The following is a 26,971-nucleotide window of genomic DNA, read 5'->3' as shown; positions in this document are numbered from 1 at the left end:
CGGCCATGAGGACGTCGGCCCGATCCAGGCCGGCCCAGGAGCGAGTCGGTATGAACACCACCCCGCAACGCGTCGAACACCAGCTCACCGACAAGGGCTACGTGCCGGTCTACACCACCGCCGTGGTCGAACAGCCGTGGAGCTCGTATTCCAGCGACGACCATGCGGTGTGGGCGCAGCTGTTCGAGCGCCAGCAGAAAGTGCTGGTCGGCCGCGCCAGCGACGAGTTCCTGACCGCCCAGCGCGCCATGCACATGACGCCGGACCGCATCCCCAAGTTCGACGACCTCAACCGCACCCTGCGCGCGCACACCGGCTGGGAGCTGATCGGCGTGGAAGGCCTGCTGCCGGAGCTGACCTTCTTCGACCACCTCGCCAACCGCCGTTTCCCGGTGACCTGGTGGATCCGCAAGCCCGAGCAGATCGACTACCTGTCCGAGCCGGACCTGTTCCACGACCTGTTCGGCCACGTGCCGCTGCTGATGAACCCGGTGTTCGCCGACTACATGCAGGCCTACGGCAAGGGCGGAGTGAAGGCGCACGGGATCGATCCCGATGCGCTGGTGCACCTGACCCGGTTGTACTGGTACACGGTGGAATTCGGCCTCATCAAGCAGGCCGACGGACTGCGCATCTACGGCAGCGGCATCGTTTCGTCGAAGAGCGAATCGATCTACAGCCTGGAGTCGAACGCGCCCAACCGGATCGGTTTCGATCTGGAGCGGGTCATGCGCACGCGCTACCGCATCGACACCTTCCAGAAGACCTACTTCGTCATCGACAGCTTCGAACAGCTGATGCGCGCGACCGAGCCGGACTTCACCCCGATCTACCAGCGCCTGCGCAAGCACGACTCGATCCCGGCCGGCGACGTGCTGGCGAGCGACGCGGTGTTCAACCGCGGCACCGGCGAGGGCTGGCTGACCGACGGCGACGTCTGATCCGCAAAATCGCGATTCGCCCGCATCCCTTCCTGGAGGAGCGACGCGAGTCGCGACCGCGACACCGCGCCGACGACGCGAACCTCGCCGCCCATCCGTCACGAGCGGCGCCGCCGTCGTCTTCGAAAGCCGCGCGCTACACTCGCGGCCGATGAACGACGAAAACCCGAGCCAGACCCCGCACATGGGTGCGGGCCGCGACGCCGCCGCGCAGACCTCCAGCGGCGTTCCCTATCGCCAGATCCGCGCCGTTTACGACGACGCCACGATCCGCGTCTACCAGGCCTTCAACGACCCGATCGCCGACGCCGCGCTCGCCGCCGGCCGCTTCGTCGCGCCGTTCTCGCGCTCGCGCATGACCTGGATCAAGCCCTCGTTCCGCTGGATGCTGTACCGCGCCGGCTGGGGCTTCAAAGACGACAACCAGCGCCGCATCCTCGCCATCGACATCGCACGCGACGGGTTCGAGTGGGCGCTGGCGAACAGTTGCTCCTCGCATCCGGATCCGGCGATGACGCCGGCGCAATGGCAGCGCCATCGCGGTGCCACACCGGTGCGGATCCAGTGGGACCCCGAGCGCAGCCTGCGGCTGGGGCCGCTGGACCATCGCTCGATCCAGATCGGCCTGGGCGGCGAAGCGGTGCCGCGTTACATCGACGAATGGACGCAGCGGATCGAAGACGTCACGCCGCTCGCGCATCGCGTGCACGATCTGGTCCAGGCGGATCGGTTGGACGAGGCCGCGGCGCTGTTGCCGGCGGAGCGGCCGTACGTTCCCAACACCGTGGTCTGAGCGGGCGCGGCGTTCGTAGGAGGGCCTTCAGGCCCGATGCTGTTCGCTCCGCGCACCGCGACCTGAGCCGGAAGCATCGGGCCTGAAGGCCCTCCCACCACAAACAGGCCGCAACTCAGGCCGATGCCAGGTCGGTCTGCGGCGCGCGCCGCTGGCCGGCGAGGAAGCGCGCGGCCCAGCCGACGAAGTAGCCGGCGCTGAAGCCCGACACGACCAGGTCCCAGCCCATCGCGCTGTCGCGCAGCTGCGGGTGGGTCGCGGCGAACACCTGCAGGAGGTAGTGGGCGCCGAAGATGCCCAGGTTGCGCAGCAGCGGCAGCGCGCTGCCGGGCTGGCGCACCAGCCGGCGCTGGTGATCGAAGGCGAGCGCGGCCGGGTCCAGCGACCACAGCCCGAGCACGCCGCCGACCGCCGCGCCGGCGATCCAGTGCAGCAGGTTCGTCGGCGCCGCGCCCAGGTGCACGACCAGGCCGTACAGGCCCCAGGCGATGAAGATCGCCGGCACCGCCCACACCCGCGCCAGCGATTGCACTCCGGTGCGCAGGCGGCGCAGGCCGAGCGCCAGCAGCACGGCGAACAGGACGAACACCCAGGTCGGGGTGGCTTGCAGCAGGTGGCTCAGGTGCATGGCGGCTCTCCGGTCGCAGCGGCGGCGGGCTTGGGCGGACGGTCGCGGGCTCGCGATCCGATGGCGCCCATGCTCGGCCGCGGCGCGGCGCGGGCGCAGTCCCGGCGGTCATCGATGCGGCGTGCCGGAAGTCACTGCGATGCCGACTCCGATGCACCGGACTGGCACCCGACAGGACGGAGTTATTGACCTAAGACGTCACATCGCCCGCGCGCGGATGACGTGCCACGGCGCTTCCCGCCCACCCTGGCGCGGCGGAATTTTTTATGAACCAGTTCACGTTTTAGTATTCGACGATCACGCCGCACTAACAAATCAATCTGCGATGTGAATCACGTTCTGGCATGGATTGTGCGTTGTCTGGCCGGAGCGCCCGGATTCCCCGGCGCCGACTCCCTTCGGACACCATCCATGCGCAAGTTCCCGACCGCTCTCCTGGCCGCTTCGCTGCTGGCCGGCCTGCCGCTGCTGGCCCAGGCCGAGTCGCAGTACTCCACCGGTACCGCGTCGCCGATCACCGCCACCGCCCGCCTCGATTTCCAGATCACCGTGCCGAAGATCCTGTTCCTGCGCGTGGGCGCCGGCGCGGACTACAGCAACACCGCCACCATCAACCAGATCGCCTTCGCCGTGCCGGCCGCCAACCTCGGCAGCGGCGCCGCCGTCGCCGCCACCGCGGCCTCCGGCGACCTCGGCAACGGCGGCGTCACCGCCAAGCTGGTCGGCAACAACGGCACCATCACCCTGTCGTCGTCGACCGTCGGCGCGCTCGGCAACGGCGCCGGCGACAGCATTTCCTATAGCCAGATCCAGACCTCGGTGGCGACCAACACCACCGCCACCGCGCTGCCCGCGCCGGCCCTGGCCGACGGCGCCGTCACCAGCAGCACCGTCGCGCCCGGCGCCGGCGGCAAGGTGGTCAACCTCGACGCCAAGTGGACCTACGCCTACCTCAACGGCGCGGTGGTCGCGCCGGGCACCTACGGCGGCGTCAACGCCAACAACAGCCGCGTCACCTACACCGCGTCGATGCCGTAAGCCGCATGCCGGCCGCGCGCCGGCCGCACCACCAACCGATGCGCCCCGCGCCGATCCGGCGCGGATCCGGCGCCGCCGACCGCGGCGGCGCCTTCCCCGGAGACTTCGCCATGACCGCACGCCTGCGCGGCTGGGCCCTGCTGCTGTCCGCCGCCGCGTTCGCGCCCGCCGCGGGCGCGTTCACCGCGACGATCAATCCCGGTTCGCGCGGCATCTACCTGCGCGTCGGCGACGGCATCTACACCGGCACCTACACCGGCAACGGCACGCCCGGCAACGGCGGCGGCGTCGATGTGGTGTCGACGACGGTGCCGGCGGCGGCGCTCGGCAACGGCGTCGATCAGGTCATGACCACCACCGCCTCCTCGGGCGTGAGCAACTACGACGGCTACGCGTTCTGCAACGTGCCGGCGCAGATCTACGTCGGCGGTTTCTATCGCCGCAGCGGCAGCGGCGGCGCGGCCACTCTGACCGCGACCGTGCCGGCCGGCCTCACCAACGCGCAGGGCCAGAGCATCGCGTTCTCGCAGATTTCCTGGACCAGCAGCGGCAACGGCGACACCGGCGGGCAGCCGATCCCGGCCGGCACCTTCCAGCCCGGCACCCAGGCGCTGGCCAGTTTTCAGATCAACACCTGGCGCGAGAGCTGCCACACTTTCCGCTACGCCAACGATGCCGTGGTCGGCGCCGGCACCTACACGGGCAGGGTGGTCTACACCTTGAGCGCGCCGTGAGCGCGCGCGGGTGGCGGCGGCTGGCTGTAGGAGCGGCGCGAGCCGCGACCGCGGCGGTCGGCCTGCGGCGGAAGTTGCGCGGCGAGCGTGAAGTTTCGCGGTCGCGGCTTGCGCCGCTCCTACAGGGGGCGGCCGTGGCCACGCTGTGGCTTGCGGCGACGGCCGCGTCGGCGGCGACCCATCGCGTCGACGACAGCGGCAGCCAGGTGATGAACCCGAACGTGCAGATGCGCTGGGACGCGAACGTGCCCGGCGCGCGCGGCCGCGGCGTCGCCGGCGCGCTCGAGGTCGCCCTGCGCCTGGACGTGGCGGCCTGGCGCGGCCGCAACGGCCGCATCTACATGACCCTGCCGGCCTCGCCCTCGGGCCCGCTGCAGGTCGCCTGGACCACCCAGGGGCGCTTGCTGCCGGGCCGGCTGGTCAGCGGCGAGCGCGCCCTGGTCTACGCCGGCCCGATCGGCGAAGACGCGCTGCGCGACCGCCTGCGCCTGGACCTGCAGGCCGACGGCCAGCGCCTGGACCGCGCGCAAACCCTGACCTTCTCCTTCGAAATCGACCTGGACGAACCCTGATGCGCTCGCTCGTGCGCCGTTTCGCTGTGCTCTGCCTTCCGCTCGCGCTGCTGCCGGCCGCCGCCGGCGCGCAGGGCTTCTCCGCGCTGGTCTCGCCGCCGCGCTTCGAAGACCGGGCCAAGCCCGGCAGCGTCTATCGCAACGTGGTGGAGATCACCAACGTCTCCGCGCGCGCGGCGCGCTACACGCTCAAGACCGCGGACTGGACGATGGACGCCCACGGCGCGGTGGCGTTCGACACCGCGCTGGCGCCGGGCAGCTGCCGGCCGTGGGTGGGACTGGAAGCGGCGCAGATCGACATCGCCGCCAACGGCAAGCGCCGCTACCGCTTCGAAGTGGCGGTGCCGGCCGACGCCCCGGCCGGCGAGTGCCGCTTCGCGATCCTGCTGGAAGGCGAGCCCGAAAGCGCCGGCGGCGCGCTCGCGCTGCCGGTGTCCGGGCGCATCGGCATCATCGTCTACCTCGCCGTCGGCGAGGCCGCGGCGCGGCTGCGCGTGGTCGAGACGACCACCGCGCAGGTCGACGGCCAGCGCGTGCCGGTGCTGCGCGTGCGCAACGAGGGCAATGCGCACACCCGCCTGGAAGGCCTGATCGACGGCATCGACGCCGGCGGTCGCCGTTACGGCCTGCAGCCTTCGAGCCTGCCGATCCTGCCCGGCGAAACCCGCACCCTGGCGCTGACGCCGCAGGCCGACGACGCCGATTCGGCGCCGCCGGCGCTGGCCTATCCGCTGCAGCTCAAGGGCGCGCTGGAGTGGGACCGGCAGACCCTGCCGCTCGACCTGCGCCTGACGCCTTGAGCCGCGCGCGATGACCGCCCGCGCCCGTCCGCCGCGACCGCGCCGCCTCGCCGTGGCGCTCGCGCTCGCCCTGTGCGCCTGCGCCGCGCCGGCCGCGGCGCAGGACGGCGCGGCCGCGGCCGACTACCGCGACCGCATCATCGCCCCGCAGGCGCTGGCGCCGCTGCCGCCGGACCCGGAGGACGCGCTCGACGACAGCGGCCTGCCGCGCTCGCTGCGGCTGAGCCTGGACTACGCCCGCAACGAACGCGGCGGCGAGGCCTACGACGAACGCGGCCTCAGCCTCGGCGGCTATTGGGAAACCGCGGACTGGGGCGCGTTCTCGCTCGACGCCGCCGCGCTGCGCAGCGACCGCGACGGCGGCCGCGACTGGGGCGGCGCGGCCACGCTGTGGCAGCGCGGCGTGTACCTGGAAGGCGGCTGGCGCGGCGACAACGGCCTGGGCGTGATCGCCACGCCGGCGCCGGAGTTGCAGCGCAACCAGTACCGCTTCTTCCTGCCGACCGTGGCGATGGCCGGCGCCAGCAGCCAATGGACGCGCGCGGACGACGGCCGCAGCGTCTACGTCGCGTTCGGACGCGCCGGCGTGTTCGCCGGCACCCGCACGGTCGGTTTCGAACTGGCCGACGGCGACGTCGCGGCGCTGGGCGCGCAATGGCGGCCGGCGCCGGGCTGGACCGCCTCGGCGGCGTTGCTGGGCAGCGACGGCCGGATCGCGCCGGACGCGCGCGGCGACGCCGCCTACCTCGCCGGCGCGACCCGAGCCGGACACTGGGCCGCGCGCTGGAGTTCGGGCGCCGACTCGGTCCAGTTCAACCTGCTCAACAGCCACGGCCGCGACGGCAACGCCAGCGGCGGCTGGATCGACGCCAGCGCGCGGCGCGGGCGCTTCCGCCACGACGCCGGCGTGTTCTCGCTCGACCCCGGCCTGGCCTGGGGCGCGCTGCCGATCAACCAGGACGTGCGCGGCGGCTATTACCGGCTGGGCTACCAATACGGGCGCTGGCTGTGGAACGCGAGCCTGGACGAGATCCGTTCGATCCGCGGCGGCGGCTTCGACGGCCGCTACGCCACCGCGTTCGCGCGCTACCAGGCCAGCACCCGGCTCGGCTACGGCGCCAGCGCCAGCCTGCGCCAGGCCGAGCGCGGCGGCGACGCGTATTCGCTGCAGGCCTTCGCCGACTGGCGCAGCGACTGGGGCCAGACCCGGCTGCAGCTCGACCGCGCCGACGCCGGCGGCGGCGAGCGCAGCTGGCAGGCCAGCCTCGACCAGGCACTGCCGCTGCCGGAAGGCCAGCACCTGTCGCTGTCGCTGGCCTATGCCGAACTCGGCCAGCGCGCGCGCCAGGCCACCCGCAGCGCCAGCCTGTCGCTGTACGGCGGCCTGCGCCTGGGCCAGCGCTGGAACCTCGACGGCAACGCGCGCTGGACCGACGGCGACGGCCCCAGCGCGCTGCGCGGCGGCGACGTCAACCTGAGCCTGACCGGCCAACTCGCGCGCGGCTGGTCGCTGAGCGCGGCGCTGTTCCAAAGCCGCGGCTCGCAGCGCTCGCCGTTCCTGCTCGACCCGCTGGCCCTGGATTCGCCGTTCCAGCGCCTGCCGCGCGAACGCTCCGCCTTGCTGACCCTGCGCTACGACTGGCAGGCCGGCCGCCCGCTGCCGGTGCTCGGCGCCGCGCCGGACGCCGCCAGCGGCGACATCGCCGGCGTGGTGTACCTGGACGACAACGGCGACGGCGTGCGCGCCGCGTCCGAACGTCCGGCCGCCAACGTCACCGTCCTCCTCGACGGCCGCTGGGCCGCGCGCACCGACAGCAGCGGCGCATTCGCCTTCGCCCGGGTGAGCGTGGGCGAACACCGGATCCAGGTCCTCGCCGACAACCTGCCGCTGCCGTGGACGCTCGACGAAGCCCCGACCGCCGTGCGGGTGTCGGTGCGCGACGCCGCGCGCGTGGACATCGGCGCGACCCGGCCGCGTTGAGGCGGCGCGAGCGCGACCGATCGCGACTCGCGTCGCTCCTACACCGGGATACCGACCTGCGCAGCGCTCGACGAAACCGGCCGAAGCCTCTGTAGGAGCTGCGCAAGCTGCGACCGCGAAAACCGGCCTGCGGCGACAGCCCCGCCGCGAGCGTGAGAGTCGGCGGTCGCGACTCGCGTCGCTCCTGCAAGGCGACGCCGAAGCTACGCCGTCGCCAGCACCGGCCGGTTGCGCGCTACCGCCGCGGTCGACAACAGCCGCCCGGCGAGATCGCGCGCGGCGACGCGCAGTTCCGGCACCGCGGTGATCTCCCACAGCTGCGCCCGCAACAACGGCCCGATCGCGTACAAGCCGCGCACGGCCACGTCCTTATGGTCGAGCACTTCGAACCGCGCCGAGGCGCGCAGCCCCAGGCCCAGCGGATCGGCCGCGACCAGCCCCGATTCGCGCAGATGCGCGATCAAGGGGTGGGTGGTGCGCTCCACATCGGTGTCCAGGCCGGTCGCGCGGATCAGCACGTCGAAGCGTTCGCTGCGCAGTTGCTGGCCGCCGCGCTCGCGGATCAGCGCCTCGACCGCGTCGTCGCCGCGGCGCGCGCGCAGCAGGCGGCCGGCGCGGATCTGCAACTGCCCGGATTCGCGCAGCGCCTGCAGTTCCTCGGCCAGTTGCGGCGCGATGCGGTGGCGCAGCGCTTCCCAGTACGAGCGCAGGTGGCGCAGGAAACCGCCGCGCTGCGCGGCCGGCATCCCGGCCCAGAAACCCTGCAGGTAAGGACGCAGCGCATCGACCAGGCTGCGCCAGTCGTCGATCACCGGCGCCAGGTTGCGCAACGCGCGCAGCAGTTCGCGCGGCGCGTGGCTGTCGAGCGCGTGCAGCACCGCCGGCGGCAGCGCCACCGGCGCCGGCGCCGCGTCCTCGTGCGCGCGCGGCAGCAGGCCGTGGCGCGACAACGCCACGATCGGGCCGCGATGGCCGCGCTTGCGCAGCGTGGTCACCACGTCGGCCATGGTCAGGCCGGTACCGACGATCAGCAGGCGCGCGTCGGGCGCGATCGCGTCGATGGCGCCGTCCTGCCACGGCCAGCCGATGTAGCTGGGATGCACCGCCAAACGCGGGCCGACCCCGGCCAGCGGTTGCGGCGGCAACGCCCCGACCGCGAGCACGACTTTATCGGTCAGGAAGTCGCTGCCGTCGGCCAGGTGCACGCGAAAGCCCGCCGAGGCGCGCTCCACCGCGATCGCCTCGTGGCGGATCTGGCTGAAAGCGGCGGTGCTGCCGGCCACCGCGGCCTGCAGCTGCGCGTGCAGGTATTCGCCGAACAGCAACCGCGGCAGATAGCTGCCGCGCGCGCGGTCGATGAGGTTCAGCCAGTCGGCGAAACCGCCCGGCGCCTCGGGCGTCGCGCCCAGGTCGCTGGCGCGCACGTTGAGCAAATGCTCCGGCCGCGCCTCGCCGTAGGCGATGCCGCGGCCGTAGCTTTCCGGCTGCCCGACCAGGCACAGCTCCACGCCGGGACCGGCGTTGCGGGCCAGTTCGCTGGCCAAGGCGCTGCCGCTGAAACCCGCGCCGACGATGGTGATGCGCATGGGGCTGCTCCTGCATTGAAGTGAGGAGCAGACGTTCTAGTGGATTGCGTGCGCGCAGGTGTAAAGCGACGGTTACCGGTTCGTAAAGCGCGGGGCACGATGCGGAAGATCGTCATGACGATTCGCCATCACCGCGGTCGTCAAACTGCAATGTGCGTCGCATGCGCGCCGGGAACTCGGCAATTTCCGCTCCGCAGCGGGAATTGCGACGCGGGCGGATCGGACAGCGTCGGGCCTGAAGGCCCTCCCACAACAGCCACGTGCGCTTGAGCGGATCGCTCCTGTGGGAGGGACTTCAGTTCCGACACTTTTGTTTCAGAAGCGATCAACATCCGACGCGGGCGGATCGGACAGCGTCGGGCCTGAAGGCCCTCCCACGACAGCTGCACGCGCTTGAGCGGATCGCTCTTGTGGGAGGGACTTCAGTCCGGACGCTTTTGTTTCAGCGGCGATCGACATCAGACACACGCGGACCGGAGAGCGTCGGGCCTGAAGGCCCTCCCACGACAGCCGCATGCGCTTGAGCGGATCGCTCCTGTGGGAGGGACTTCAGTCCCGACGCTTTTGTTTCAGCGGCGATCAACATCCGACGCGGGCGGACCGGAAAGCATCGGGCCCGAAGGCCCTCCCACAACAGCCGCGTGCGCTTGAGCGGATCGCTCCTGTGGGAGGGACTTCAGTCCCGACGCTTTTGTTTCAGCGGCGATCGACATCAGACACACGCGGACCGGAGAGCGTCGGGCCCGAAGGCCCTCCCACAACGGCCGTCACTTCGGCCCGGCCAACTGCTTGGCCGTGCCGTACGGCCAACCGTCGAGCGTGCCGCGCTTGATCCAGTCCAGCAGCATGCGCAGATAACCGTCGGCGGTGCGCGTGTGCTGGCGCTCGCCCTGCGCGTTCTTCGATTCGTATTCCAGGATGCCGTGATCGGCCTGCGGGAACACCACGCTAGTGATCGGGCGGCCGGCGCGGCCGAGCGCGGTCAGGCGCTTTTGCGTTTCCCCGGACGGCGCCTCGATGTCGTCGCCGCCGAGCACCCACAGCTGCGGAGTCTTGAGCGTGCGCAGCACCGGCATCGGGTCGTAGTCCCAGCTGACTTCGTAGTCGTATTTCTTGAATTCGGCCATGACCTCGTCGCGCGTGTGGGTCGCGACCAGGCCGCTGTACTCGCCCTTGACCGCTTTCCACCACGGCTGCGTTTCGTACTTCTTGCGCACCGTCGCCAGCTCGGTCCAGCCGCGCTGGCCGCTGCTGGACGCGATCAGGCCGGTGGCGTCGGTGAGTTCGCGCGCCTTGCGCAAGGTCGCCGCGTCGCCGAAACCGGCCGCGCGCAGGTCCAGCACGACCTGGTCGCGGTCCTCGGCCAGCACGCCGTCGGCCAGGCCGAAGCCGACTTCGACGAACTGCGCCTGCGCCGTCTTGCTCGCCGCCAGCGGCGCGATCCAGCCGCCCTGGCTGCCGCCGAGGTAGCCGATCCGGCCGACCCGCTCGCCGCCCACGCGCAGCGCCTCGCGCAGCGCGGCGACGGCGTCGTCGGAGAGCTCGTGGAAGTTCTGCGTGTACTTGCCGCTGGAACCGCCGGTGCCGCGCTTGTCGTAGACGAACACGCCCACGCCTTCGCTCGGGAACAGATACTGCTGGTAGTACAGATCCACGCCGGAGTAGTTCTCCGAGCCGTGCACCATGACCACCACCGGCACCTTGTCCTGGCCGGCCGGCAGCACCAGCCTGCCGCGCAGTTTCACGCCGGCGCCTTCGAAAGTGGTGTCGACGACATCGAGCTCGACCGGCTCGCCGCGATGGCCGTCGAACACCACGCCTTCGCCGCAGCGGCCCAGTTCGACCTTCACCGTATCGGCGCGGTCGCTCCAGCCGACGGTGGCGACCAGCGCGCCGTCCTTGCGGGCGAGCTTGCCGGTGCGGCCGTCGAGCAGGCGCCAGCGCAGCGCCGAGGGTTCGTCGATGCGGCCCAGCGTCAGCGAGCGGCCGTCGTCGAGGCGATAGGCGCCGACGTGGCAGCCCAGATCCGGGCCCGCGGCGGCGGGCGCCGGCGCGGCGGCGTGGACGGCGGCGGCCGCGGACAGCGCGGCGGTCAGCGTGGCGAAGCGCAGGGCGGACGGGATCATGATGCGTGGCCGTGAATGAGGAAGTCATCGGGTGTGATGCATCCACCCTGGCCGCGGTTGCAACGCGGCGGCCGTCTTCGCCCTCAACGCTGTGCACTTTCCTTTTTCGCCGCGTTGTGCTGTGCGCCCCAGCGCCGGTCGGCCCACAGCTTGGCCGCCAGCGCCACGGCCAGCGGCCCGAACCAGGCTAGCTGCTGCAGGGTGGCGCCGCCGAGCATCGGCAGCAACCGCGGCAGCCCGATGCCGAGGAAGGCGATGTGCACGGCCACGCCGTTGCCGATCATCGCGTTGTAGTGCTCGATCATCCACCAGCGCGGCCGCGCCGCCAGCGCGTCGCGATTGCGGCGCTTGCGCAGCATGCTCGCGCCGATGCCCAGGCCGATCGCGGAGAACCCGATCGGCAGCGGATGGCCCTTGGCCAGGCCGAGCGCGAGCATGGCCGCGCCGCTGGCGAACGACAGCGCCGCCAGCGCCACGAACACCGGGCCGGTGTAGGCGCGCACGTCGCGCTTGTCGGCGATCGCGCGCCAGCCGCTCCACACGCCGGTGGCGGTGATCACCAGCAGGTACGCCAGGAACGCGGCGGTGACCGGGTGGCCGCGGTGCAGCGCATAGCCGGCCATCGGCACGCCGGTGACGATGATGCCGGCCATCGCCAGCGCGAACGCCTGGCCGGCGCGGCGATGCAGCGCGCCGCCCTTGCGGCTCAAACCGGCGCCCCAGAATCCGCCGAGCGCGATCGCGCCCAGGCCGATGTGCAGCCACTTCACCACCGCGTACGCGTCCGCCAGTTCCATCCTCGCCGCTCCTGCCGGCGCACCGGGCCGGAATGGCGCCATGCTCGGCGCGCGTCGCCGTGCGCGCAGCGCCCGGCGGTCATCGATGCGCCGTGCCGGAAGTCACTTTCGGCGCCGGCCCCGTTGCCACCGCGGCGCGCGCCGCGCAGCATGGCCGCATGCCGATGCCCCCGCCGCTGCGCACGCTGTTGCAACCCCTGAACCTGCCGGCGGTGCTGAGCTGGCTCGGGGTCGGCCTGTCGCTGCCGTACGACCGCGCCACCCAGGGCCCGCTGGTGTGGACGGTAATGGCCGTGTTCCTGTTCGCCTTCCTCGGCGACGAACTGGTCGGCACCGCGCGCGCGCGCCGCGGCTTCTGGTTTTCGCTGCAGGCGATCACCGCGCTGGCGATCTGCTACCTGGCCCCGCGCGGCGGCGCGGCGCCGGCGCTGCTGGTGATCCTGGTCGCGCAGTTGGCGATGAGCTATCCGCTGCGGCGGGTGGTCGCGATGACCGCGGCGCTCAACCTCGCCCTGTACCTGATCCTGTCCACCGCCGGCAACCGCGGCGCGCTGATCATCACCCTGTGCTTCATCGGCTTCCAGGGCTTCGCCGTGCTGGTCGCGCACTACGCGCGCGGCGCCGAACAGGCGCGCGACCGCCTGGCCCTGGTCAACGCCGACCTGCTCGCCACCCGCGCCCTGCTCGCCGACAGCGCCCGCGACGCCGAACGCCTGCGCATGGCGCGCGAGCTGCACGACGTCGCCGGGCACAAGCTCACCGCGATGATGCTGAACCTGCGCGCGCTCGCCGCCGAGCCGGACCTGGCCGAACGCCGCGAAGTGCAGGTGGCGCAGCAACTGGCCGGCGAACTGCTCGGCGACATCCGCAGCGTGGTCCAGGCCTTGCGCGATGCGCGCGGCCTCGACCTGGCCACCGCGCTGCGCGCGCTGGCCGCGCCGCTGCCGCGGCCGGCGCTGGAGCTCGATCTCGACGACGAACTCAACCTCACCGATCCCGCCCTGGCCGAAACCCTGCTGCGCGTGGTCCAGGAAGCGCTGACCAACGCCGCCCGCCACGCCGACGCCACGCGCCTGCGGGTCGCCCTGCACCGCGATGGCGCCGCGCTGGAACTGCGCATCGCCGACGACGGCCGGGTGCGCGCGCCGCTGCGCGAAGGCAACGGCCTGTCGGGCATGCGCGAACGCGTGGCCGCGGCCGGCGGCGAACTCGATTTTTCCCTCAGTCCCGAAGGCGCCATGCGCATCCACGCCCGCTTCCCCTTGCAACGGCCCTTGCCCGGACCCCGTGCGCCGACCGCGGCGACGCCGGCATGAGCGCCGCGCCGATCCGCATCGCCCTGGCCGACGACCAGGCCCTGGTCCGCGCCGGCCTGCGCGCGCTGCTCGAACGCCTGGGCCTGCAGATCGCGTTCGAGGCCGACGACGGCCGGGCCCTGCTCGAGCAACTGGCGCAGACGCCGGTGGACGTGGTGCTCAGCGACATCCGCATGCCCGGCATGGACGGCATCGACGCGCTGCTGGCCCTGCGCGAACGCGGCGACCGCACCCCGGTGCTGCTGCTGACCACCTTCGACGACAGCGAACTGCTGCTGCGCGCCACCGAAGCCGGCGCGCAGGGGTTCCTGCTCAAGGACGCCGCGCCGGAAGACCTGCGCGAGGCGATCGCCAGCGTCGCCGCGGGCGCGACCCTGCTGCAGCCGGTCAGCACCGAACCGGTGCGCGCGCGCTACCGCTACCACGCCGACGACGCGCCGCGCGCCTTGTTCACCGAGCGCGAGGTCGCGGTGCTGCGGCTGATGGCCGGCGGCTACTCCAACAAGGAAATCGCGCGGGCGATGTTCCTGGCCGAGGGCACGGTCAAGAACTACGTGTCGGTGATCCTGGAAAAACTCGATACGCGCGACCGCACCCGGGCGGTGTTGAAGGCGATCACGTTGCGGGTGATCTGAGCGGCGGGTCGCGCCGGCCGGCGCGGGTTCGCGGACGCGGCTCGCGCCGCTCCTACAGCCGGATACGAAGCCGCCGAAGCCCCTGTAGGAGCAGCGCGAGCCGCGACCGCGACGCCGCACCTACGACGCAAACCGCTCCCGACAAGAAAATCCGTCGCCCATGTCACGCCGCCCCCGGCTGGATCGTCGAACCCGATGTAAGCCCCTTACATCCACCAGGACGATCCCCATGAGCACCCCCGAAGCGATCAAGTTCGAACGCGAAATCCCCCAGGTCCTGAGCCAGTTCGGCGCCGCCCACGGCGCGGTCCAGGCCGCCGCGGACGCCAGCGGCCTGCCGCGCGCGATCTACCACCTGATCCAGTTGCGCGCCTCGCAGATCAACGGCTGCGCGTTCTGCGTCAAGATGCACACCCGCGAGGCGCGCCAGGACGGCGAGAGCGACGACCGCCTGGACCGGCTGGTGGTGTGGCGCCACGTCGCCGACTTCAGCCCGGCCGAGCGCGCCGCGCTGGCCTGGACCGAGGCGCTGACCCGGGTCGAGGACGACACCGACTACGGCGCGCTGCGCGCCGCGTTGCGCGCGCACTACGACGAAGGGCAACTCGCCGCGATCGCCTCGCTCGCGGCGATGATCAACCTGTGGAACCGCCTGCAGGTATCCAAGCACTGACGCCTCCGCCCGGCAGTGCAGCGACGCCGTTATCCTGGCGCCGGCCCCACCTTCGCTTTCGCATCGACGCGCCATGACCGCCGCCCACGACGACCGACTCTTCGCCCAGCACGCACCGATGCTGACCGGCCTGGCTTACCGCATCCTCGGCTCGCGCGCCGACGCCGAGGATGCGGTCCAGGACACCTACCTCAAGTGGCGCGAAGCCGGGCGCGAGGCGATCGACAACCCCGCCGCGTGGCTGACCACCGCCTGCACCCGCCGTTGCATCGACCTGCTGCGCGCGGCCCACCGCACCCGCGTGGACTACGTCGGCTCGTGGCTGCCCGAACCGATCCAGGCCGAGTTCGCCGAGGCCGGCGGCGACGGCGGACCGGAAGCGCACTGGACCCTGGCCTCGTCGTTGTCGACCGCGTTCTTGCTGTTGCTGGAGCGGCTGACGCCGAAGGAGCGCGCGGCCTACCTGCTGCACGAGATCTTCGATCAGCCCTATGCCGAGGTGGCGTCGATCCTGGAGATCGAGGAAGCCGCCTGCCGCAAGCTGGTGCAGCGCGCGCGCGGCAACATCGAGCAGGCCAAGGTCCGCCACGTCACCCCCGCCGAGCAACAGGACCGGTTGCTGGCCGCGTTCGAGACCGCGATCGTGCAGGGCCGCACCGCGCCGCTGGCCTCATTGTTGTCGCAACAGATCGCCCTGCACGCCGACGGCGGCGGCAAGGCCACCGCGGCGGCGCAAGCGATCCACGGGGCCGACGCGGTGCTGGGTTTCATCGCCTCGGTGCTGCACCCGGCATGCCGCGAAGATCGCTGGACCTTCGTCGACCTCAACGGCTCGCGCGGGGTGATCCTGGAGCGGGCCGGACGGATCGAGGCGGCGATCAGCTTCGGTTACGAGGAAGGCGGGGCGTTGCGGGATATTTTCATCATGCGCAATCCCGACAAGCTGGCGCGGTTGGAGGCGGTGCGGATTCGGTGAGGGTGGTGGACGAGCGGGGCGGTATGAATCGGCGAAGGATCAGCGAAGGATCGGAGGGAGTCTGGCTTGCTTTGGCTTTGGCTTCGATCTTTGCTTTAGCTCTAGCCGCTGCCGTTGCCGTTGCTCTCGCTCTTGGCTTGGACGCGATCCCGAACGAGGCCATGGTTCCGCAGCCCCGAAGGGCGCGCGCATGGATGCGCGCGCGCGCCATGGGACAGGATGTCCCTTATGGCGCGGCCCCGCGCCGGGTGCTGGACTTAGTGGCTTGTGACCTTAAACAAGCGTTTTTCTTTGGCTACTTTCTTTTGTCGCGCTGACAAAAGAAAGTAGCTCGGCCGCTTGCGGACGAAAGCTTTTGACGGTGGCTTGTCGTCGCGCGACACATCGGTAACGGCGGAAGCAACAGCAAAATCAAAATGGGTTCCGGCTTTCGCCGGAATGACGGGCGTAGGGTTGCGTATCCGACTGTAGGAGCGGCGCGAGCCGCGACCGCGGCAACGCAACTACGACGAAACCTTCACTGTGTTTGCGATGGCGCGGTCGCGGCTTGCGCCGCTCCTACAGGGGGCGTGCCGCGGTGGGCTCTGCGTTTGCGTGTTCGTTCGGGTGACGACAAGCGAAGATCAAGAGCTTCCGTCCGCAAGCGGCCGGGTCACTTTCTTTGTCTTAAGCCACAAAGAAAGTAACCAAAGAAAAGGCCTTGTTTTTTCGGATCAAGAGCCACTATGGCTCGCAGCGGCGCGGGGCCGCGCCATAAGGGGCATCCTGCCCCATGGCGCGCGCGCGCATCCATGCGCGCGCCCTCCGGGGCTGCGGTGCTGCGACTCGGCGTATCGGCGTATCGGCGTATCGGCGTATCGGCGTATCGGCGTATCGGGGAGCACCCGCAACGGCAAAAGCGAAAGCCGGGGCAAACGTAAGGCAAAAACCGAGGCGAGGGTTGGTTCCGACGCTCGGCGGAATCCAGTTCATCGCCTCGCTTCGCAACCGATCCGCGCTTCAAGCCGCCGCGGATTCCTCAGCGGGAGCCTCTGGGTCGCTTTCTTCTTCGGGCGTCGACTCGTCCGGCGCCGAGCGCTCCGGCGATGCCGCTTCCGGCGCGGCGTCGGGTGCGGCATCGGCGCCGAGCAGGTCGATGCGCCGCTCGCTGCCGTCGATGGCAACTTCGATCAAGCGGTAGCTCCAACGGTCGGCCTCGCGCGTGCCTTTGACGTAGATCCGGCCGCTGCCCTTGGGGCCCTTGATCGGCAGCGACAGGTCGGCCTCGCCGCTGTCGTTGTTGGTGGTCAGCGAGCCCTGGAAGCCCATGCCGGTCTCCAGCGGTTCGCCGAACGCGGCGCGTACGTCGGGGTTGGCCTTGGCCAGGTCCATCGCGTGGCGCACCGGTTCGCTGCCGCTCATCAGCCCCGATACGCCCTTGATGCCCAGCCCGATCAGGCCGGCCAGCGCCAGCGCGGCGAACAGCAGCACGCTGAGGCAGCCGGTCGGCACGAACCATTTCCAGTTGCGGCCGAACCAGCCGGGATTGGGACGATCGTTCATTGCGCACTCCTTTCGCAGTGGAAGCCGTAGTGTCGCCCGCCGCCGCGGCCGGCACCACCCGGCGCCGGTCAGGCCTGGCCGATCGACGCCAGCGCCGCGGCGCGCGCATGCAGCGCGGTGGTGTCGAACAACGGCAGGTCGACGTCGTCCGCGCCGAGCAACAAGCCGATCTCGGTGCAGCCCAGGATCACGGCCTGCGCGCCGCGCGCGGCCAGGCCGTCGACGATGCGGCGATAGCCCTCGCGCGAAGCGTCGCGGATCTGCCCGACGCACAGCTCGTCGTAGATCACCCGATGGACGAAGTCGCGCCCGTCCGGTTCGGGCACCAGCACCTCCAGCCCGTGACGTTCGACCAGGCGCCGGCGATAGAAGTCCTGCTCCATGGTGAAACGCGTGCCGAGCAGGCCGACGCGGCTCAGGCCGGCGGCGCGGATCGCCTCGCCGGTGGGATCGGCGATGTGCAGCAGCGGCAATTGCGCAGCCTGCTCCACCGCGTCGGCGACCTTGTGCATGGTGTTGGTGCAGATCACCAGCAACTGCGCGCCGCCGTCGCGCAGCGCGCAGGCGGCGCGGCCGAGCAGGGCGCCGGCGGCGTCCCAGTCGCCGGCGTGCTGCAGGCGCTCGACCTGGGCGAAGTCGACGCTGTACAGCAGCAGGTGCGCCGAATGCAGGCCGCCGAGGCGCTCGCGCACGGTCTGGTTGATCAGCCGGTAGTACGGCAGGGTCGATTCCCAGCTCATGCCGCCGAGCAGGCCGAGGGTGCGCAGGTGGGGTTCGCTCATGCGGCGAGTATAGGCGGGGGTGTCGCGGGTCGGGCGGAAAGCGTCGGGCCTGAAGGCCCTCCCACAAAAGCGGGCCCTCGGGCTGCGCAGGCTGTTGTGGGAGGGCCTTCAGGCCCGAGGCTTTTCTATCGGCCGCGCAAAACCCTTCAAGGCTTAGCCGCCGCGCCGAACGTCTCGACGAAGAAATTCCCGCGATTCCACGCCGGCCGCGCATCCTCGCCGGCGATCGCTTCGCCGATGCGCGCGTTGAGCCGCGCCAGCCGCGCCGCGTCGGCGTACTGGATCGGCTGCGAGGCGTCGTCGCCGGGCTGGTGATAGTCGCCGCGCAGGAACGCGCCGAGCTGGCCCCGGGCCGCCTCGCTGCCCGACAGGCCGCCGATCAGGTACACCGCCGGCACGCCGCGGCGGATGAAGGCGTACTGGTCGCTGCGGATGAAGATGCTTTCTTCCGGCATCGGGTCGGCCGACAGCGCCACCCCGGTCTGCGCGGCCGCGCGCTGCAGCACCGCCTGCAGCGTGGAATGCTCCACGCCGATCGCGATCGCATCGCTGGTCGGCGCCAGCAGCACCGGCATGTCCATGTTGACGTTGGCCACCAGGGCCGCGCCGGCCGGGGTGGGATGGCCGGCGAACCAGTGCGCGCCGAGCAGGCCCTTCTCTTCGCCGGTCAGCGCCACGAACAGCAGCGAACGCTTGCGCGGCGCCGCGCCGCGCTGCAGCTGCCGCGCCGCCTCCAGCATCACCGCCACGCCCAGCGCGTTGTCGAGCGCGCCGTTGTAGATCGCATCGCCGCCTACCGGCGCGCCGATGCCGAGGTGGTCCAGGTGCGCGGTGAACACGACATGCTCGTCGGCCAGCGCCGGTTCGCGTCCGCGCAGGCGCCCGACCACGTTGCGCGAACTAGCCGGTTCGAGCCGGTTGCGCACCGCCAGGCTCAGCGTGCCGGGCAGGTCGTAGCCGCGCAGCCGGCCGCCGCGGGCCTGGCGGAACAGCTCGGCGGCGCTGCGGTCGCCGGCATCGAGCACGGCACCGGCGCGCGCGGCGGCGACCTGGGCGACCACGCGCAGCTGCGGGAAGGTGTCGAGCGCGCCGCCGTCGGCGCCGCGCAGGCGCATGCCGGGCTTGTCCCACTGGCGCGCGCTGCGCTGCCACGGGTAGCGCTTTTCCTCTTCGTCGGTGGACACCATCACCGCGCCGACCGCGCCGCGCCGCGCCACCGCGGCGAGCTTCTCGCGGGTAGAGCTGTAGAACGCGCGGCGGTCGCGGTCGAAGCGCGCCGGCGCGCCGTTGAAGAACACCGCGATCTTGCCGCGCAGGTCGATGCCGGCGAAGTCGTCCTGCTCCAGTTCGGGCGCGTAGACCGCCTGGCCGACGAACGCAGCCGGCGCGGTCACTTCGGCCTGGCCGCTGGCGAAGTCCGGCAGCGGCAGGTAGTCCTCGCGAAAACGCAGTTCGACCGTGCCGAGCGCGCGCTCGATCCGGAACGCGCCGCCGCCGTCGATGCGCTGCGCGCGCAGCAGCGGCACCGCCTGGAAATAGCTGCCGTCCTCGCCGCCGGGCTCCACCCCCATCGCGCGCAGGCGCTGGGCCACGTACAGCGCGGCCAGATCGTAGCCGCGGGTGCCGGTTTCGCGGCCTTCCAGCAGGTCGTCGGCGAGGAAGCGCACATCGGCTTCGATCCGGCGCGCCTGCGCGTGCTGGCCTTCGTCGGCGGACGCGGCCGCCGGAGCCGCCGGCGCGGCGGCGCGCTGGCATCCGGCCAGGGCGAGCAGGGCGCAACCGCACAACGCAACGAGACGGCGCATCGGGCCTCCGGCGACGGCGCGACGGGCGCGCACTGCCGGCGACGCTAGCACCCGCCGCGGCGCGCCGCCACGCCGGCCGCGGCGCGTTCACCGACGTGGCGGAGCGCCAAGCCGGTCGCACAACCGCGCATGCGCGCCGCAACCGTGGCAGTTCCGGCGGCCGCGCCGCGTTGGTACAAGCACCTTCCCGCTTCGGAGCCGCGCCATGAACCTGCTGCCCTCGCCCATCGTCGCCGCCTACTGCCAAGGATTCTTCGGCGCCGACGGCCCGGCCTATGTCGAGCGGGTGAAGCGCTCGGGCTTCAACACCGTCGTGCTGGCGCTGGGCCACGTGCATTACCGCGACAGCAAGCCCGACACGTACTACGGCGATGTCTACTACAACAACACCGAGATCGTCGCCAACGGCAGCTACGTCGGCCCCGCCGGCTGGGCCGGACTGATCGGGCAGCTCAAGCAGGGGCCCGACGCGGTCGAGCGCGTGCTGTTCTCGATCGGCGGCTGGGGCGTGGGCGATTTCGCCAACATCGAGCGCCTGATCGCCGAATTCGGCACCGGGCCGCAGAGCCCGCTGTACCGGAATTTCCTGGCGCTCAGGCAACTGTTCCCGGCCATCGACGCGATCGACCTGGACAATGAGGAAGGCCTCGACCAGGCCAGCATGGTCGCGTTCTGCCGCATGCTCGGCGCGATCGGTTTCCAGGTCACCTTCTGCCCCTACAACGATCAGGCCGGCTGGATCGACTGCCTGGCCGAACTCGAATCCAGCGACCCGGGCCTGGTCGTCGGCTTCAATCTGCAGTGCTACGCCGGCGGCGGCGGCAACGATCCGGCCGACTGGATCCGCGCCTTGCGCGCGCGCCTGGGCAACGGCTTCCCGGCGAGCTTCGTGATCCCCGGCGTCGACACCGGCGGCGGCCCGGCGCAGGTGCGCGCGCAATTCGCCGGCTGGGCCGGCGACGGCATCGGCGGCGGCTTCCTGTGGACGTTCGAAGGCGCCGGCCCGCAGCCGCGCGACTATGCCCGCGCCATCGCCGCCGGGCTCGGCGCCGACGCCTCGGTGGCGGCCTGAGCGCCGGCGCGGCTCAGACCCGCAGCACGTAGAGCGCGAACAGACCGGCCAGCAGGCTCAGCCACAGCAACGCGCCCAGGACCAGCCAGACGTAGTTGAGCGCGCTCAGGCGGCGGTTGCCGTCGCCGTCCGGGTCGCCGCAGGCGAGATTGGCCGCGCGCTGCAGGCGCAGCAGGCTCAGGCCGACCGGCGCCAGCAGCACCAGGCTGGCGACGTCGGTGAACGGCGAGCCGATCTCGCGCGAGCTCAGCCGGTCGAGCGCGCTGCTGGCGATCTGCGAGACGACGTAGATCGTCGCCACCGCGCCGGGCGCCCAGTCGTGGCGCTCGCCGCGCGCGCGCACGGCCGCGTCGATGCGGCCGGCCAGGGCGTGGGCGAAGAAGATCGAGAAGATCGCCCGCGCCACCGGCCACAGGGTTTCGCCGGGATGGCGGCGGCGGTAGCGCGCCCACTGCATGTAGAACCAATACAGCTGGTAGAGGCCCAGGGTGAAGAAGAACAGCAGGCAGAACTTGAGCGGCGCGACCACGTAGAACTCGTTGCCTTGCCCGCTCGGCGCGGGCACGACCACGTCGCTGGCGGGCGGGGCGTAGACGTTGTCTTGCATGCGGCGGCGCTCAAGGGGACAGGCGCCAGGATAGCGCGGCGGCGCAGCGCGCACGCCGCGCGCGCGCCGGTCGCGGCGGAATCAGTCGAAGAAGATCGACACGCCGATGCCGCCCTGCCAGTCCGGCGCGGCGTCGTTGAGCCCGGCGTCGAGCGAGGCGTCGAGCTGGATCGTCGGCGTGGCCATGAACGTCACTCCGGCGCCGGCCACGCCGGTGTCGGGCGCGCGTTCGGTGCGGGTCCAGCCGGCCTCGACATAGCCGCCCCAACGCGCGCCGAACGCGCGGCTCAGGCTCGGCGAGAACGTCCACGCGTCGGCGCCGCCGCTGCGTTCGACATTGAGGTACAGCGAACCGGAGGTGGCGTCGTCGAAGTCGTAGGCGACCGTGGCGCCGAGCGCGTACTGGTCGCGACCGTCGCTGAAGTCGCGGTCGCCGGTCGCGACCGCGGCGCTGCCGATTAAGCCCCAGCTGAATTTTTCGTGGCGCGACGGCAGCGCCAGCTTCAGCGCCAGCGCGGTGTCGCCGGCGCCGCGCGCGCTGTCGCGCTGGCCGCCGCCGCGCTGGCGCGCGTAGTTGTACGGCGAACCCGACAGCTGCAGTTCCAGCCGGTCGGTCAGGCCCAGGCGCAAGGTGGTGGCGGCGCTGTAGCCGGTGCTGCGCACGCCGCCGCTGCGGTCGCGCTCGAAGTCCGGCAGGCCCTGTTCCCAGGCGAAACCGCCGCGCGGCAGGGTGCCGGTGGAGAACGCGATGCCGGGCCGGTCGAACGCGGGCGTGTCGGTTTGCGCCTGCGCCAGCGCGGGCGCGACCAGCGCCGTCGCCAGCCACGCCAGCGCCGCGCGCCGCGGACTCAAGGCTTGATCCACTGGCCGCCCTGCATCTGGCAGGCCTGTTGCACCGTCGCCAGTTCCTGCGCCGAGCGCTTGTAGTAATAAATCCGCGCCTGCGTGCCCCTGGGGTTCTCGCACACGCCGCCGGCGCCGGTGGGGCAGGCCGCGACCACGCGCGCATCGGCCTGGCCGCCGACTTCCGCCAGGCCCGGCACCTCGCCGTTGCACTGCTGCTTGAGCTGATCGGCGGCGACGTTCTGGTCGGTCTCGGTGCACTCGTTGATGACCATGCCGCCGACTTGGCCCTGGATATGGCAGGCGCTCTTGGCCTGCGCGAGGGTCGGCAGCGAGGCGATCGCCAGCGCGGCGAGAACAAGGCAAAGACGTTGCATGGCGGGCTCCGGTCGCAAGGGGAGACCACGACGACGCGACGGCGGAGGCCGCGGCCGCGCTGCGTGGACGCGGCGCCACTGTAGCGCGGGACGGCGGCGGCCGGCATGGCGCCGCGCGCGAACCGCCGAGCGCGCCGCGCTCAGGGTTCGACCGGCTTGGGCTTGGCGTACCACAGCGCGTTGACGATGACCCAGCGCTCGCCGAACTTGCCGAGATGGAAGAAGTCCACGAACCACGGCGTTTCCGCGCGCGCGACCGCGACGTTGCCGGCGACGTCGAGCGCGGCGCAGCTGCGGTTCCACTGCGCCTTCGGGGTTTTCAGCGCGCCCTGGCGGGTCAGTTCGACCAGTTCGTCCTTGCTCATCCGGCGCAGGCCGAGCGTCTCGTCGGCGGTTGCGCCGAGCACGCGGCGCTTGGCCAGGTCGGGATGCAGCGAGCGCGCCACGCGCGCGGGATCGCCTTCGAGCTGGCCGTCGAGGTAATCGAAACAGGTGGCCTCGATGGCCGCGCGGGTGGCCGGATCGATGCCGGCGGACGCGGCATCGGCGGGCGCGGCGAACGCGGCGGCCAGGACGGCGACGGCGGCGAGGTGGCGCAACGGAGCGTATGCGGTCATGGACGAGTGCCTGTTCGCGGCGCGACCCGGCCGATCCGGCGCGTCGCGGCGCCACGCTGACGCGACGCCGGCGAGCATGTCCGCAACGGCGGGCGGATGCATATGCCGTTGGTTATCCCCGGCGGATGGTCGGGAAGCGGCGTTCGCGCCCGCTCAATCCTCCAGACCCGCCTCGCCGGCGGCGAACGAATCCATCCCCGCGTCCAGCTCGAACCCCGCCGCGAACAGATCCGACTGCGCCAGCGCCTCGCCTTCCTCGGCGAATCCCGACAATCCCACGCCCACCAACCGGTACAGCGTGTCCGCCGGCAACTCGACCCGCAGCCGCAATGCGCTGGCGATGTCGGCCAGCTCGCGCTCGCTCGCCGGCGGCTGCGGCGGGGTCAGGCTGCGGGTCAGGATGCGGAAGTCGGAGGTCTTGAGCTTGAGCACCACGGTCCGGGCGATGCGTCCGGGCCGGCGCTGCAGTTCGCGCCGGTAGCCGGCCCAGGTCTTGCCGGCCAGCGCGCGGATCTCATCGCCGGTGCGCTCCAGCGGCACGTCGCGCTCGAAGGTGTCTTCCGAGGAAATCTGCAGGGTCGGCCGCTCGGGCTCGACCGGGTGATCGTCCAGGCCGTAAGCCAGTTCGTGCAAACGCCGGCCCCAGCGGCCGAAGCGCTGTTCCAGCGCCTCGCCGCCGAGCGCGCGCAGGTCGGCGACGGTGGCCACGCCCACGTCCGCGAGCTTGCGCTCCATCACCTTGCCCACGCCGGGCAGGCGTCCGACCGGCAGCGGCGCCAGGAACGCCTCGACCTGGTGCGGCTTGACCACGAACAGGCCGTCGGGCTTGTTCCAGTCCGAGGCGATCTTGGCCAGGAACTTGTTCGGCGCGACGCCCGCCGAAGCGGTCAGTTCGGTTTCCTCGCGGATCGCGGCGCGGATCGCTTGCGCGGTGGCGGTGGCCGAGGGCAGGCCGGTCTTGGTCGCGGTGACGTCGAGGTAGGCCTCGTCCAGCGACAAAGGTTCGATCAGGTCGGTGTGGCGGGCGAAGATTTCGCGCACCTGGCGCGAGACCGCCTTGTAGCGCACGAAGTCCGGCGGCACGAACACCGCCTGCGGACACAGCCGCTCGGCGCGCACCGCCGGCATCGCCGAGCGCACCCCGAACACCCGCGCCTCGTAGCTGGCCGCGCACACCACCGAGCGCGCGCCGCGCCAGGCCACCACCACCGGACGGCCGCGCAGCGAGGGCTCGTCGCGCTGCTCGACCGACGCGTAGAACGCGTCCATGTCGATGTGCAGGACCTTGCGCGGAGGGACGGACACGGGCGGAGACGGGCGCGGGCGAAATGGCGTGGCGTGCGGATGTGCGCATGGTAGCCGGTCCGCCCGCGTCCGCCGCCGCGCGCGGCTCAGTAGGTCGGTTCCAGCACATCGCCGTCGTTGAGCCCGGCGCCGTACTGGCCGTTGCCGAAGGAGTACACAGTCGGATCGTCGAGCGCGGCGAGCAGGTCCTGGTAGGCCTGCGGCACCGAGGCCTCCCAGGCCGAGGTCTGGCCGAGCACGATCACCGTGTCGATGTCGTAGTTCCAGTCCTGCAGGATCGTGGTCACGGTGGCGACATCGGCGCTCGCGAACTGCGTGCCGTCCTGGTCGGTCACCGACAGGTGGATGCCGATCACCTCGGTGCCGTCGTTGTTGCGCGCGCAGATGCCGATGCAGGAACTGAAGGCGGTGAACTGCACGGTGGGCTGGGTCTCCTCGCCGACCGGCGCCACGTTGGCGTTCGCGCTCCAGCGGCGTTCGGGAATCGCCAGCGGGGTGGTGCAGGGTTCGATCTGGTAAGCCATGACACGCTCCGGTAACCGCGGCGGGATCGCCGCGCACCGACGCTGGACGCCGGCGCGGCGCCGCGCCATGCGGGCCGGGTCCGCAGGCGGCGGCCGCGGGCGCGCGCATTCACGTGGCCGGCGCAGCGGCGTTCATCGCAGACATGGACCTGCATGCCACGCCGCTTCCGCCCGCCGCCGCCGCCGCCGCGGCCGCCCCGCCTTGTTTCGCCGGACTGCCGACGCCGGACGGGGAAAACTTCCATGCGCTGTGCGAGTTCTGCCAACGCCACCGGGTGCAGACGCTGGCCGCGTTGCCGTGGGCGGCGGCGGAAATCGCCGAATCCTGCGGTTTCGCCGCGATGCTGCGCCTGGTCCATCGCCACGGCGGCCGCCGCGTCTACCTGCCGCGCGGCCGCGGCGCCTGCGCCTCGCGCCTGGGTCTGGACGCGGAGTTGGACGCGGCCGTGCACCGCCGCCTGCTCGACCGCGCCAGCGCCGCCGGCACCATCGAAATCCCCTCGGCCTGGGGCGTGTTCGTGGCCTTGCGCCGGGTCGCGATCCGCGCCGCGGTGCGCGCCGGCTGCGACCAGCGCGAGATCGCCCACGCGTTCGGAGTCACCGAGCGGCATCTGCGCCGCGAGGTCGACGCGCTGCGGGCTTGAAGCGCGCGCGCGGACGGCCGTCGGGAGACACGCGGTCTGCACGCCCCGCGTCGCTGTCGCCCGGCGCCGGCCGCTGTCTCCCAAGCTGAACAGCGACGCGCGCGCACCACGCCCGGTCACCGACTTCGGCGACAATGGCGCCCCCTCGCCGCCAGCGCCCGAGAGCCATGTCCGCCGTACCCACTCCCAGCTCCGCCATCTCCCTGACCCGCTACCTGATCGAAGAACAGCGCGCCGGCCGCATCAACGCCGACCTGCGCCTGCTGATCGAAGTGGTCGCGCGCGCCTGCAAGTCGATCTCCATCGCGGTGGGCAAGGGCGCCCTCGGCGGCGTGCTCGGCGATGCCGGCACCCCCGGCTCGGCCAGCATGAACATCCAGGGCGAAGCGCAGAAGAAGCTCGACGTGCTCAGCAACGAGATCCTGCTCGAAGCCAACGCCTGGGGCGGCCACCTCGCCGGCCTGGCCTCGGAGGAAATGGACACCTCGCACCCGATTCCCGACGTCTACCCGCGCGGCAACTACCTGCTGCTGTTCGATCCCCTCGACGGCTCGTCCAACATCGACGTCAACATCTCGGTCGGCACGATCTTCTCGGTGCTGCGCGCGCCCGACGGCGTGACCCAGGCCGAAGACAAGGACTTCCTGCAGCCGGGCACCGCGCAGGTCTGCGCCGGCTACACCACCTACGGCCCCAGCACCATGCTGGTGCTCACCATCGGCCACGGCACCCACGCCTTCACCCTCGACCGCGAGGTCGGCAGCTTCGTGCTGACCACGCGCGACATGCAGATTCCGGCGGACACCCAGGAATTCGCGGTCAACATGTCCAACCAGCGCCATTGGCAGCCGCCGATGCAGCGCTACGTCGGCGACCTGCTCAGCGGCAAGCAGGGCCCGCGCGGCAAGGACTTCAACATGCGCTGGGTGGCCTCGATGGTCGCCGACGTGCACCGCATCCTGACCCGCGGCGGCATCTTCAGCTATCCGCTCGACGCCAAGTGCGCCGACAAGGGCGGCAAGCTGCGGCTGATGTACGAAGCCAACCCGATGGCGATGCTGGTCGAACAGGCCGGCGGCGCGGCCAGCACCGGACGCCAGCGCATGTTGGAAGTGCAGCCCACCGGCCTGCACCAGCGCGTGCCGGTGTTCCTGGGCAGCAAGCGCGAAGTCGAGACCGCGGTGCGCTACCACCACGAGTTCGACGCCGAGCAACCGTAACGTTTCGCGCAAACCGCGGCGGCCGGCGTCCGCCGCC

The 26,971-nt window shown here is 71.7% G+C and carries 29 protein-coding genes and 1 pseudogene; 16 read left to right on the top strand and 14 right to left on the bottom strand.

The window, feature by feature from the left end:
• Positions 1-50: 50 nt before the first annotated feature.
• Together phhA and JHW41_RS00385 are read left to right on the top strand one after the other, a co-directional pair.
• The gene (phhA, locus tag JHW41_RS00390) at positions 51-941 is read left to right on the top strand and encodes a phenylalanine 4-monooxygenase (RefSeq protein WP_250448609.1); all 891 of its coding nucleotides are present in this window, start codon (positions 51-53) and stop codon (positions 939-941) included.
• A gap of 184 nt (positions 942-1,125) precedes the next feature.
• On the top strand, positions 1,126-1,734 hold the full coding sequence (locus JHW41_RS00385) for a DUF4291 domain-containing protein (RefSeq protein WP_250451303.1): 609 nt from the start codon (positions 1,126-1,128) through the stop codon (positions 1,732-1,734).
• A gap of 11 nt (positions 1,735-1,745) precedes the next feature.
• Here JHW41_RS00385 and JHW41_RS26115 read toward each other — a convergent pair.
• Both JHW41_RS26115 and JHW41_RS00380 read right to left on the bottom strand, forming a co-directional pair.
• A pseudogene (locus tag JHW41_RS26115) lies at positions 1,746-1,832 on the bottom strand (DUF6053 domain-containing protein); the annotation flags it as partial.
• A gap of 17 nt (positions 1,833-1,849) precedes the next feature.
• On the bottom strand, positions 1,850-2,362 hold the full coding sequence (locus JHW41_RS00380) for a DUF6622 family protein (RefSeq protein ID WP_250448606.1): 513 nt from the start codon (positions 2,360-2,362) through the stop codon (positions 1,850-1,852).
• A 411-nt stretch (positions 2,363-2,773) separates the two neighbouring features.
• Here JHW41_RS00380 and JHW41_RS00375 point away from each other — a divergent pair, with 411 nt between their 5' ends.
• From JHW41_RS00375 to JHW41_RS00355, 5 genes are all read left to right on the top strand, one after another.
• Positions 2,774-3,400: a hypothetical protein gene (locus JHW41_RS00375; protein WP_057949670.1), complete on the top strand. Its 627-nt coding sequence runs from the start codon at positions 2,774-2,776 to the stop codon at positions 3,398-3,400.
• 110 nt (positions 3,401-3,510) lie between these two features.
• On the top strand, positions 3,511-4,134 hold the full coding sequence (locus JHW41_RS00370) for a hypothetical protein (protein WP_250448604.1): 624 nt from the start codon (positions 3,511-3,513) through the stop codon (positions 4,132-4,134).
• Positions 4,135-4,268: 134 nt separating this feature from the next.
• The gene (locus tag JHW41_RS00365) at positions 4,269-4,706 is read left to right on the top strand and encodes a hypothetical protein (protein WP_250448603.1); all 438 of its coding nucleotides are present in this window, start codon (positions 4,269-4,271) and stop codon (positions 4,704-4,706) included.
• An 11-nt stretch (positions 4,707-4,717) separates the two neighbouring features.
• A complete protein-coding gene (locus tag JHW41_RS00360) occupies positions 4,718-5,506 on the top strand; it encodes a hypothetical protein (protein ID WP_250448601.1) in 789 nt (262 codons plus the stop codon).
• 10 nt (positions 5,507-5,516) lie between these two features.
• Positions 5,517-7,487: a carboxypeptidase-like regulatory domain-containing protein gene (locus JHW41_RS00355; RefSeq protein WP_250448599.1), complete on the top strand. Its 1,971-nt coding sequence runs from the start codon at positions 5,517-5,519 to the stop codon at positions 7,485-7,487.
• 203 nt (positions 7,488-7,690) lie between these two features.
• On the opposite strand, the gene JHW41_RS00350 is transcribed toward JHW41_RS00355, so the two are convergent.
• Positions 7,691-9,073 carry an FAD/NAD(P)-binding protein gene (locus JHW41_RS00350; protein ID WP_250448597.1) on the bottom strand — a complete coding sequence of 461 codons (1,383 nt, stop codon included), beginning with the start codon at positions 9,071-9,073 and terminating at the stop codon, positions 7,691-7,693.
• A 283-nt stretch (positions 9,074-9,356) separates the two neighbouring features.
• On the opposite strand from JHW41_RS00350, the gene JHW41_RS26110 reads away from it, so the two are divergent.
• Positions 9,357-9,470 carry a DUF6053 domain-containing protein gene (locus tag JHW41_RS26110; protein ID WP_428995437.1) on the top strand — a complete coding sequence of 38 codons (114 nt, stop codon included), beginning with the start codon at positions 9,357-9,359 and terminating at the stop codon, positions 9,468-9,470.
• A 140-nt stretch (positions 9,471-9,610) separates the two neighbouring features.
• Positions 9,611-9,724 carry a DUF6053 domain-containing protein gene (locus JHW41_RS26105; RefSeq protein ID WP_428995604.1) on the top strand — a complete coding sequence of 38 codons (114 nt, stop codon included), beginning with the start codon at positions 9,611-9,613 and terminating at the stop codon, positions 9,722-9,724.
• Positions 9,725-9,840: 116 nt separating this feature from the next.
• On the opposite strand, the gene JHW41_RS00345 is transcribed toward JHW41_RS26105, so the two are convergent.
• On the bottom strand, positions 9,841-11,199 hold the full coding sequence (locus JHW41_RS00345) for an alpha/beta hydrolase family protein (RefSeq protein ID WP_250448595.1): 1,359 nt from the start codon (positions 11,197-11,199) through the stop codon (positions 9,841-9,843).
• Between the two features lie 83 nt (positions 11,200-11,282).
• Positions 11,283-11,996, bottom strand: coding sequence for a hypothetical protein (locus JHW41_RS00340; RefSeq protein WP_250448593.1), 714 nt, complete (start codon positions 11,994-11,996; stop codon positions 11,283-11,285).
• A 32-nt stretch (positions 11,997-12,028) separates the two neighbouring features.
• Here JHW41_RS00340 and JHW41_RS00335 point away from each other — a divergent pair, with 32 nt between their 5' ends.
• The 4 genes from JHW41_RS00335 (at position 12,029) to sigJ (ending at position 15,596) form a co-directional block, all read left to right on the top strand.
• Complete coding sequence (locus JHW41_RS00335) at positions 12,029-13,312, top strand: sensor histidine kinase (protein ID WP_250448592.1); 1,284 nt, start codon at positions 12,029-12,031, stop codon at positions 13,310-13,312.
• Entirely contained in the window at positions 13,309-13,947 is a 639-nt protein-coding gene (locus JHW41_RS00330) for a response regulator (protein WP_057949679.1), read from the top strand. The genes JHW41_RS00335 and JHW41_RS00330 overlap by 4 nt, the downstream gene beginning before the upstream one ends.
• A gap of 229 nt (positions 13,948-14,176) precedes the next feature.
• A complete protein-coding gene (locus tag JHW41_RS00325; RefSeq protein ID WP_250448589.1) occupies positions 14,177-14,620 on the top strand; it encodes a carboxymuconolactone decarboxylase family protein in 444 nt (147 codons plus the stop codon).
• A gap of 73 nt (positions 14,621-14,693) precedes the next feature.
• On the top strand, positions 14,694-15,596 hold the full coding sequence (sigJ, locus tag JHW41_RS00320; protein WP_078999761.1) for an RNA polymerase sigma factor SigJ: 903 nt from the start codon (positions 14,694-14,696) through the stop codon (positions 15,594-15,596).
• Positions 15,597-16,595: 999 nt separating this feature from the next.
• On the opposite strand, the gene JHW41_RS00315 is transcribed toward sigJ, so the two are convergent.
• The 3 genes from JHW41_RS00315 to JHW41_RS00305 form a co-directional block, all read right to left on the bottom strand.
• The gene (locus JHW41_RS00315) at positions 16,596-17,138 is read right to left on the bottom strand and encodes a cytochrome c oxidase assembly factor Coa1 family protein (protein ID WP_057949682.1); all 543 of its coding nucleotides are present in this window, start codon (positions 17,136-17,138) and stop codon (positions 16,596-16,598) included.
• A gap of 68 nt (positions 17,139-17,206) precedes the next feature.
• Positions 17,207-17,920: an aspartate/glutamate racemase family protein gene (locus JHW41_RS00310; RefSeq protein WP_250448587.1), complete on the bottom strand. Its 714-nt coding sequence runs from the start codon at positions 17,918-17,920 to the stop codon at positions 17,207-17,209.
• A 146-nt stretch (positions 17,921-18,066) separates the two neighbouring features.
• Positions 18,067-19,725 (bottom strand): M28 family peptidase, encoded by a 1,659-nt coding sequence (locus JHW41_RS00305; protein ID WP_250448585.1) that lies wholly within the window; start codon positions 19,723-19,725, stop codon positions 18,067-18,069.
• 205 nt (positions 19,726-19,930) lie between these two features.
• Here JHW41_RS00305 and JHW41_RS00300 point away from each other — a divergent pair, with 205 nt between their 5' ends.
• The gene (locus JHW41_RS00300; RefSeq protein WP_250448583.1) at positions 19,931-20,797 is read left to right on the top strand and encodes a hypothetical protein; all 867 of its coding nucleotides are present in this window, start codon (positions 19,931-19,933) and stop codon (positions 20,795-20,797) included.
• A gap of 13 nt (positions 20,798-20,810) precedes the next feature.
• Here the strand turns inward: JHW41_RS00300 and JHW41_RS00295 are convergent, their stop codons facing one another.
• The 6 genes from JHW41_RS00295 to JHW41_RS00270 all read right to left on the bottom strand — a co-directional run bounded on the left by JHW41_RS00295 (position 20,811) and on the right by JHW41_RS00270 (position 25,070).
• On the bottom strand, positions 20,811-21,404 hold the full coding sequence (locus JHW41_RS00295) for a hypothetical protein (RefSeq protein WP_250448581.1): 594 nt from the start codon (positions 21,402-21,404) through the stop codon (positions 20,811-20,813).
• Between the two features lie 81 nt (positions 21,405-21,485).
• Positions 21,486-22,256 carry a transporter gene (locus tag JHW41_RS00290; protein WP_250448579.1) on the bottom strand — a complete coding sequence of 257 codons (771 nt, stop codon included), beginning with the start codon at positions 22,254-22,256 and terminating at the stop codon, positions 21,486-21,488.
• On the bottom strand, positions 22,253-22,624 hold the full coding sequence (locus JHW41_RS00285) for a hypothetical protein (protein WP_078996071.1): 372 nt from the start codon (positions 22,622-22,624) through the stop codon (positions 22,253-22,255). The genes JHW41_RS00290 and JHW41_RS00285 overlap by 4 nt, the downstream gene beginning before the upstream one ends.
• 140 nt (positions 22,625-22,764) lie before the next feature.
• A complete protein-coding gene (locus JHW41_RS00280; RefSeq protein ID WP_250448577.1) occupies positions 22,765-23,241 on the bottom strand; it encodes a nuclear transport factor 2 family protein in 477 nt (158 codons plus the stop codon).
• Between the two features lie 153 nt (positions 23,242-23,394).
• Entirely contained in the window at positions 23,395-24,510 is a 1,116-nt protein-coding gene (gene dinB, locus JHW41_RS00275; protein ID WP_250451301.1) for a DNA polymerase IV, read from the bottom strand.
• Between the two features lie 122 nt (positions 24,511-24,632).
• The gene (locus JHW41_RS00270; protein WP_250448575.1) at positions 24,633-25,070 is read right to left on the bottom strand and encodes a hypothetical protein; all 438 of its coding nucleotides are present in this window, start codon (positions 25,068-25,070) and stop codon (positions 24,633-24,635) included.
• Positions 25,071-25,213: 143 nt separating this feature from the next.
• Here JHW41_RS00270 and JHW41_RS00265 point away from each other — a divergent pair, with 143 nt between their 5' ends.
• Together JHW41_RS00265 and JHW41_RS00260 are read left to right on the top strand one after the other, a co-directional pair.
• On the top strand, positions 25,214-25,714 hold the full coding sequence (locus JHW41_RS00265; RefSeq protein ID WP_057949689.1) for a hypothetical protein: 501 nt from the start codon (positions 25,214-25,216) through the stop codon (positions 25,712-25,714).
• 167 nt (positions 25,715-25,881) lie between these two features.
• Positions 25,882-26,934 carry a class 1 fructose-bisphosphatase gene (locus tag JHW41_RS00260; RefSeq protein ID WP_250448573.1) on the top strand — a complete coding sequence of 351 codons (1,053 nt, stop codon included), beginning with the start codon at positions 25,882-25,884 and terminating at the stop codon, positions 26,932-26,934.
• Positions 26,935-26,971 lie beyond the last annotated feature (37 nt).

Source organism: Lysobacter enzymogenes (genome assembly GCF_023617245.1).
Classification (GTDB): domain Bacteria; phylum Pseudomonadota; class Gammaproteobacteria; order Xanthomonadales; family Xanthomonadaceae; genus Lysobacter; species Lysobacter yananisis.
The sequence above is the reverse complement of the archived record's forward strand: the minus strand, read 5'-3'. Positions and strand labels throughout refer to the sequence as shown.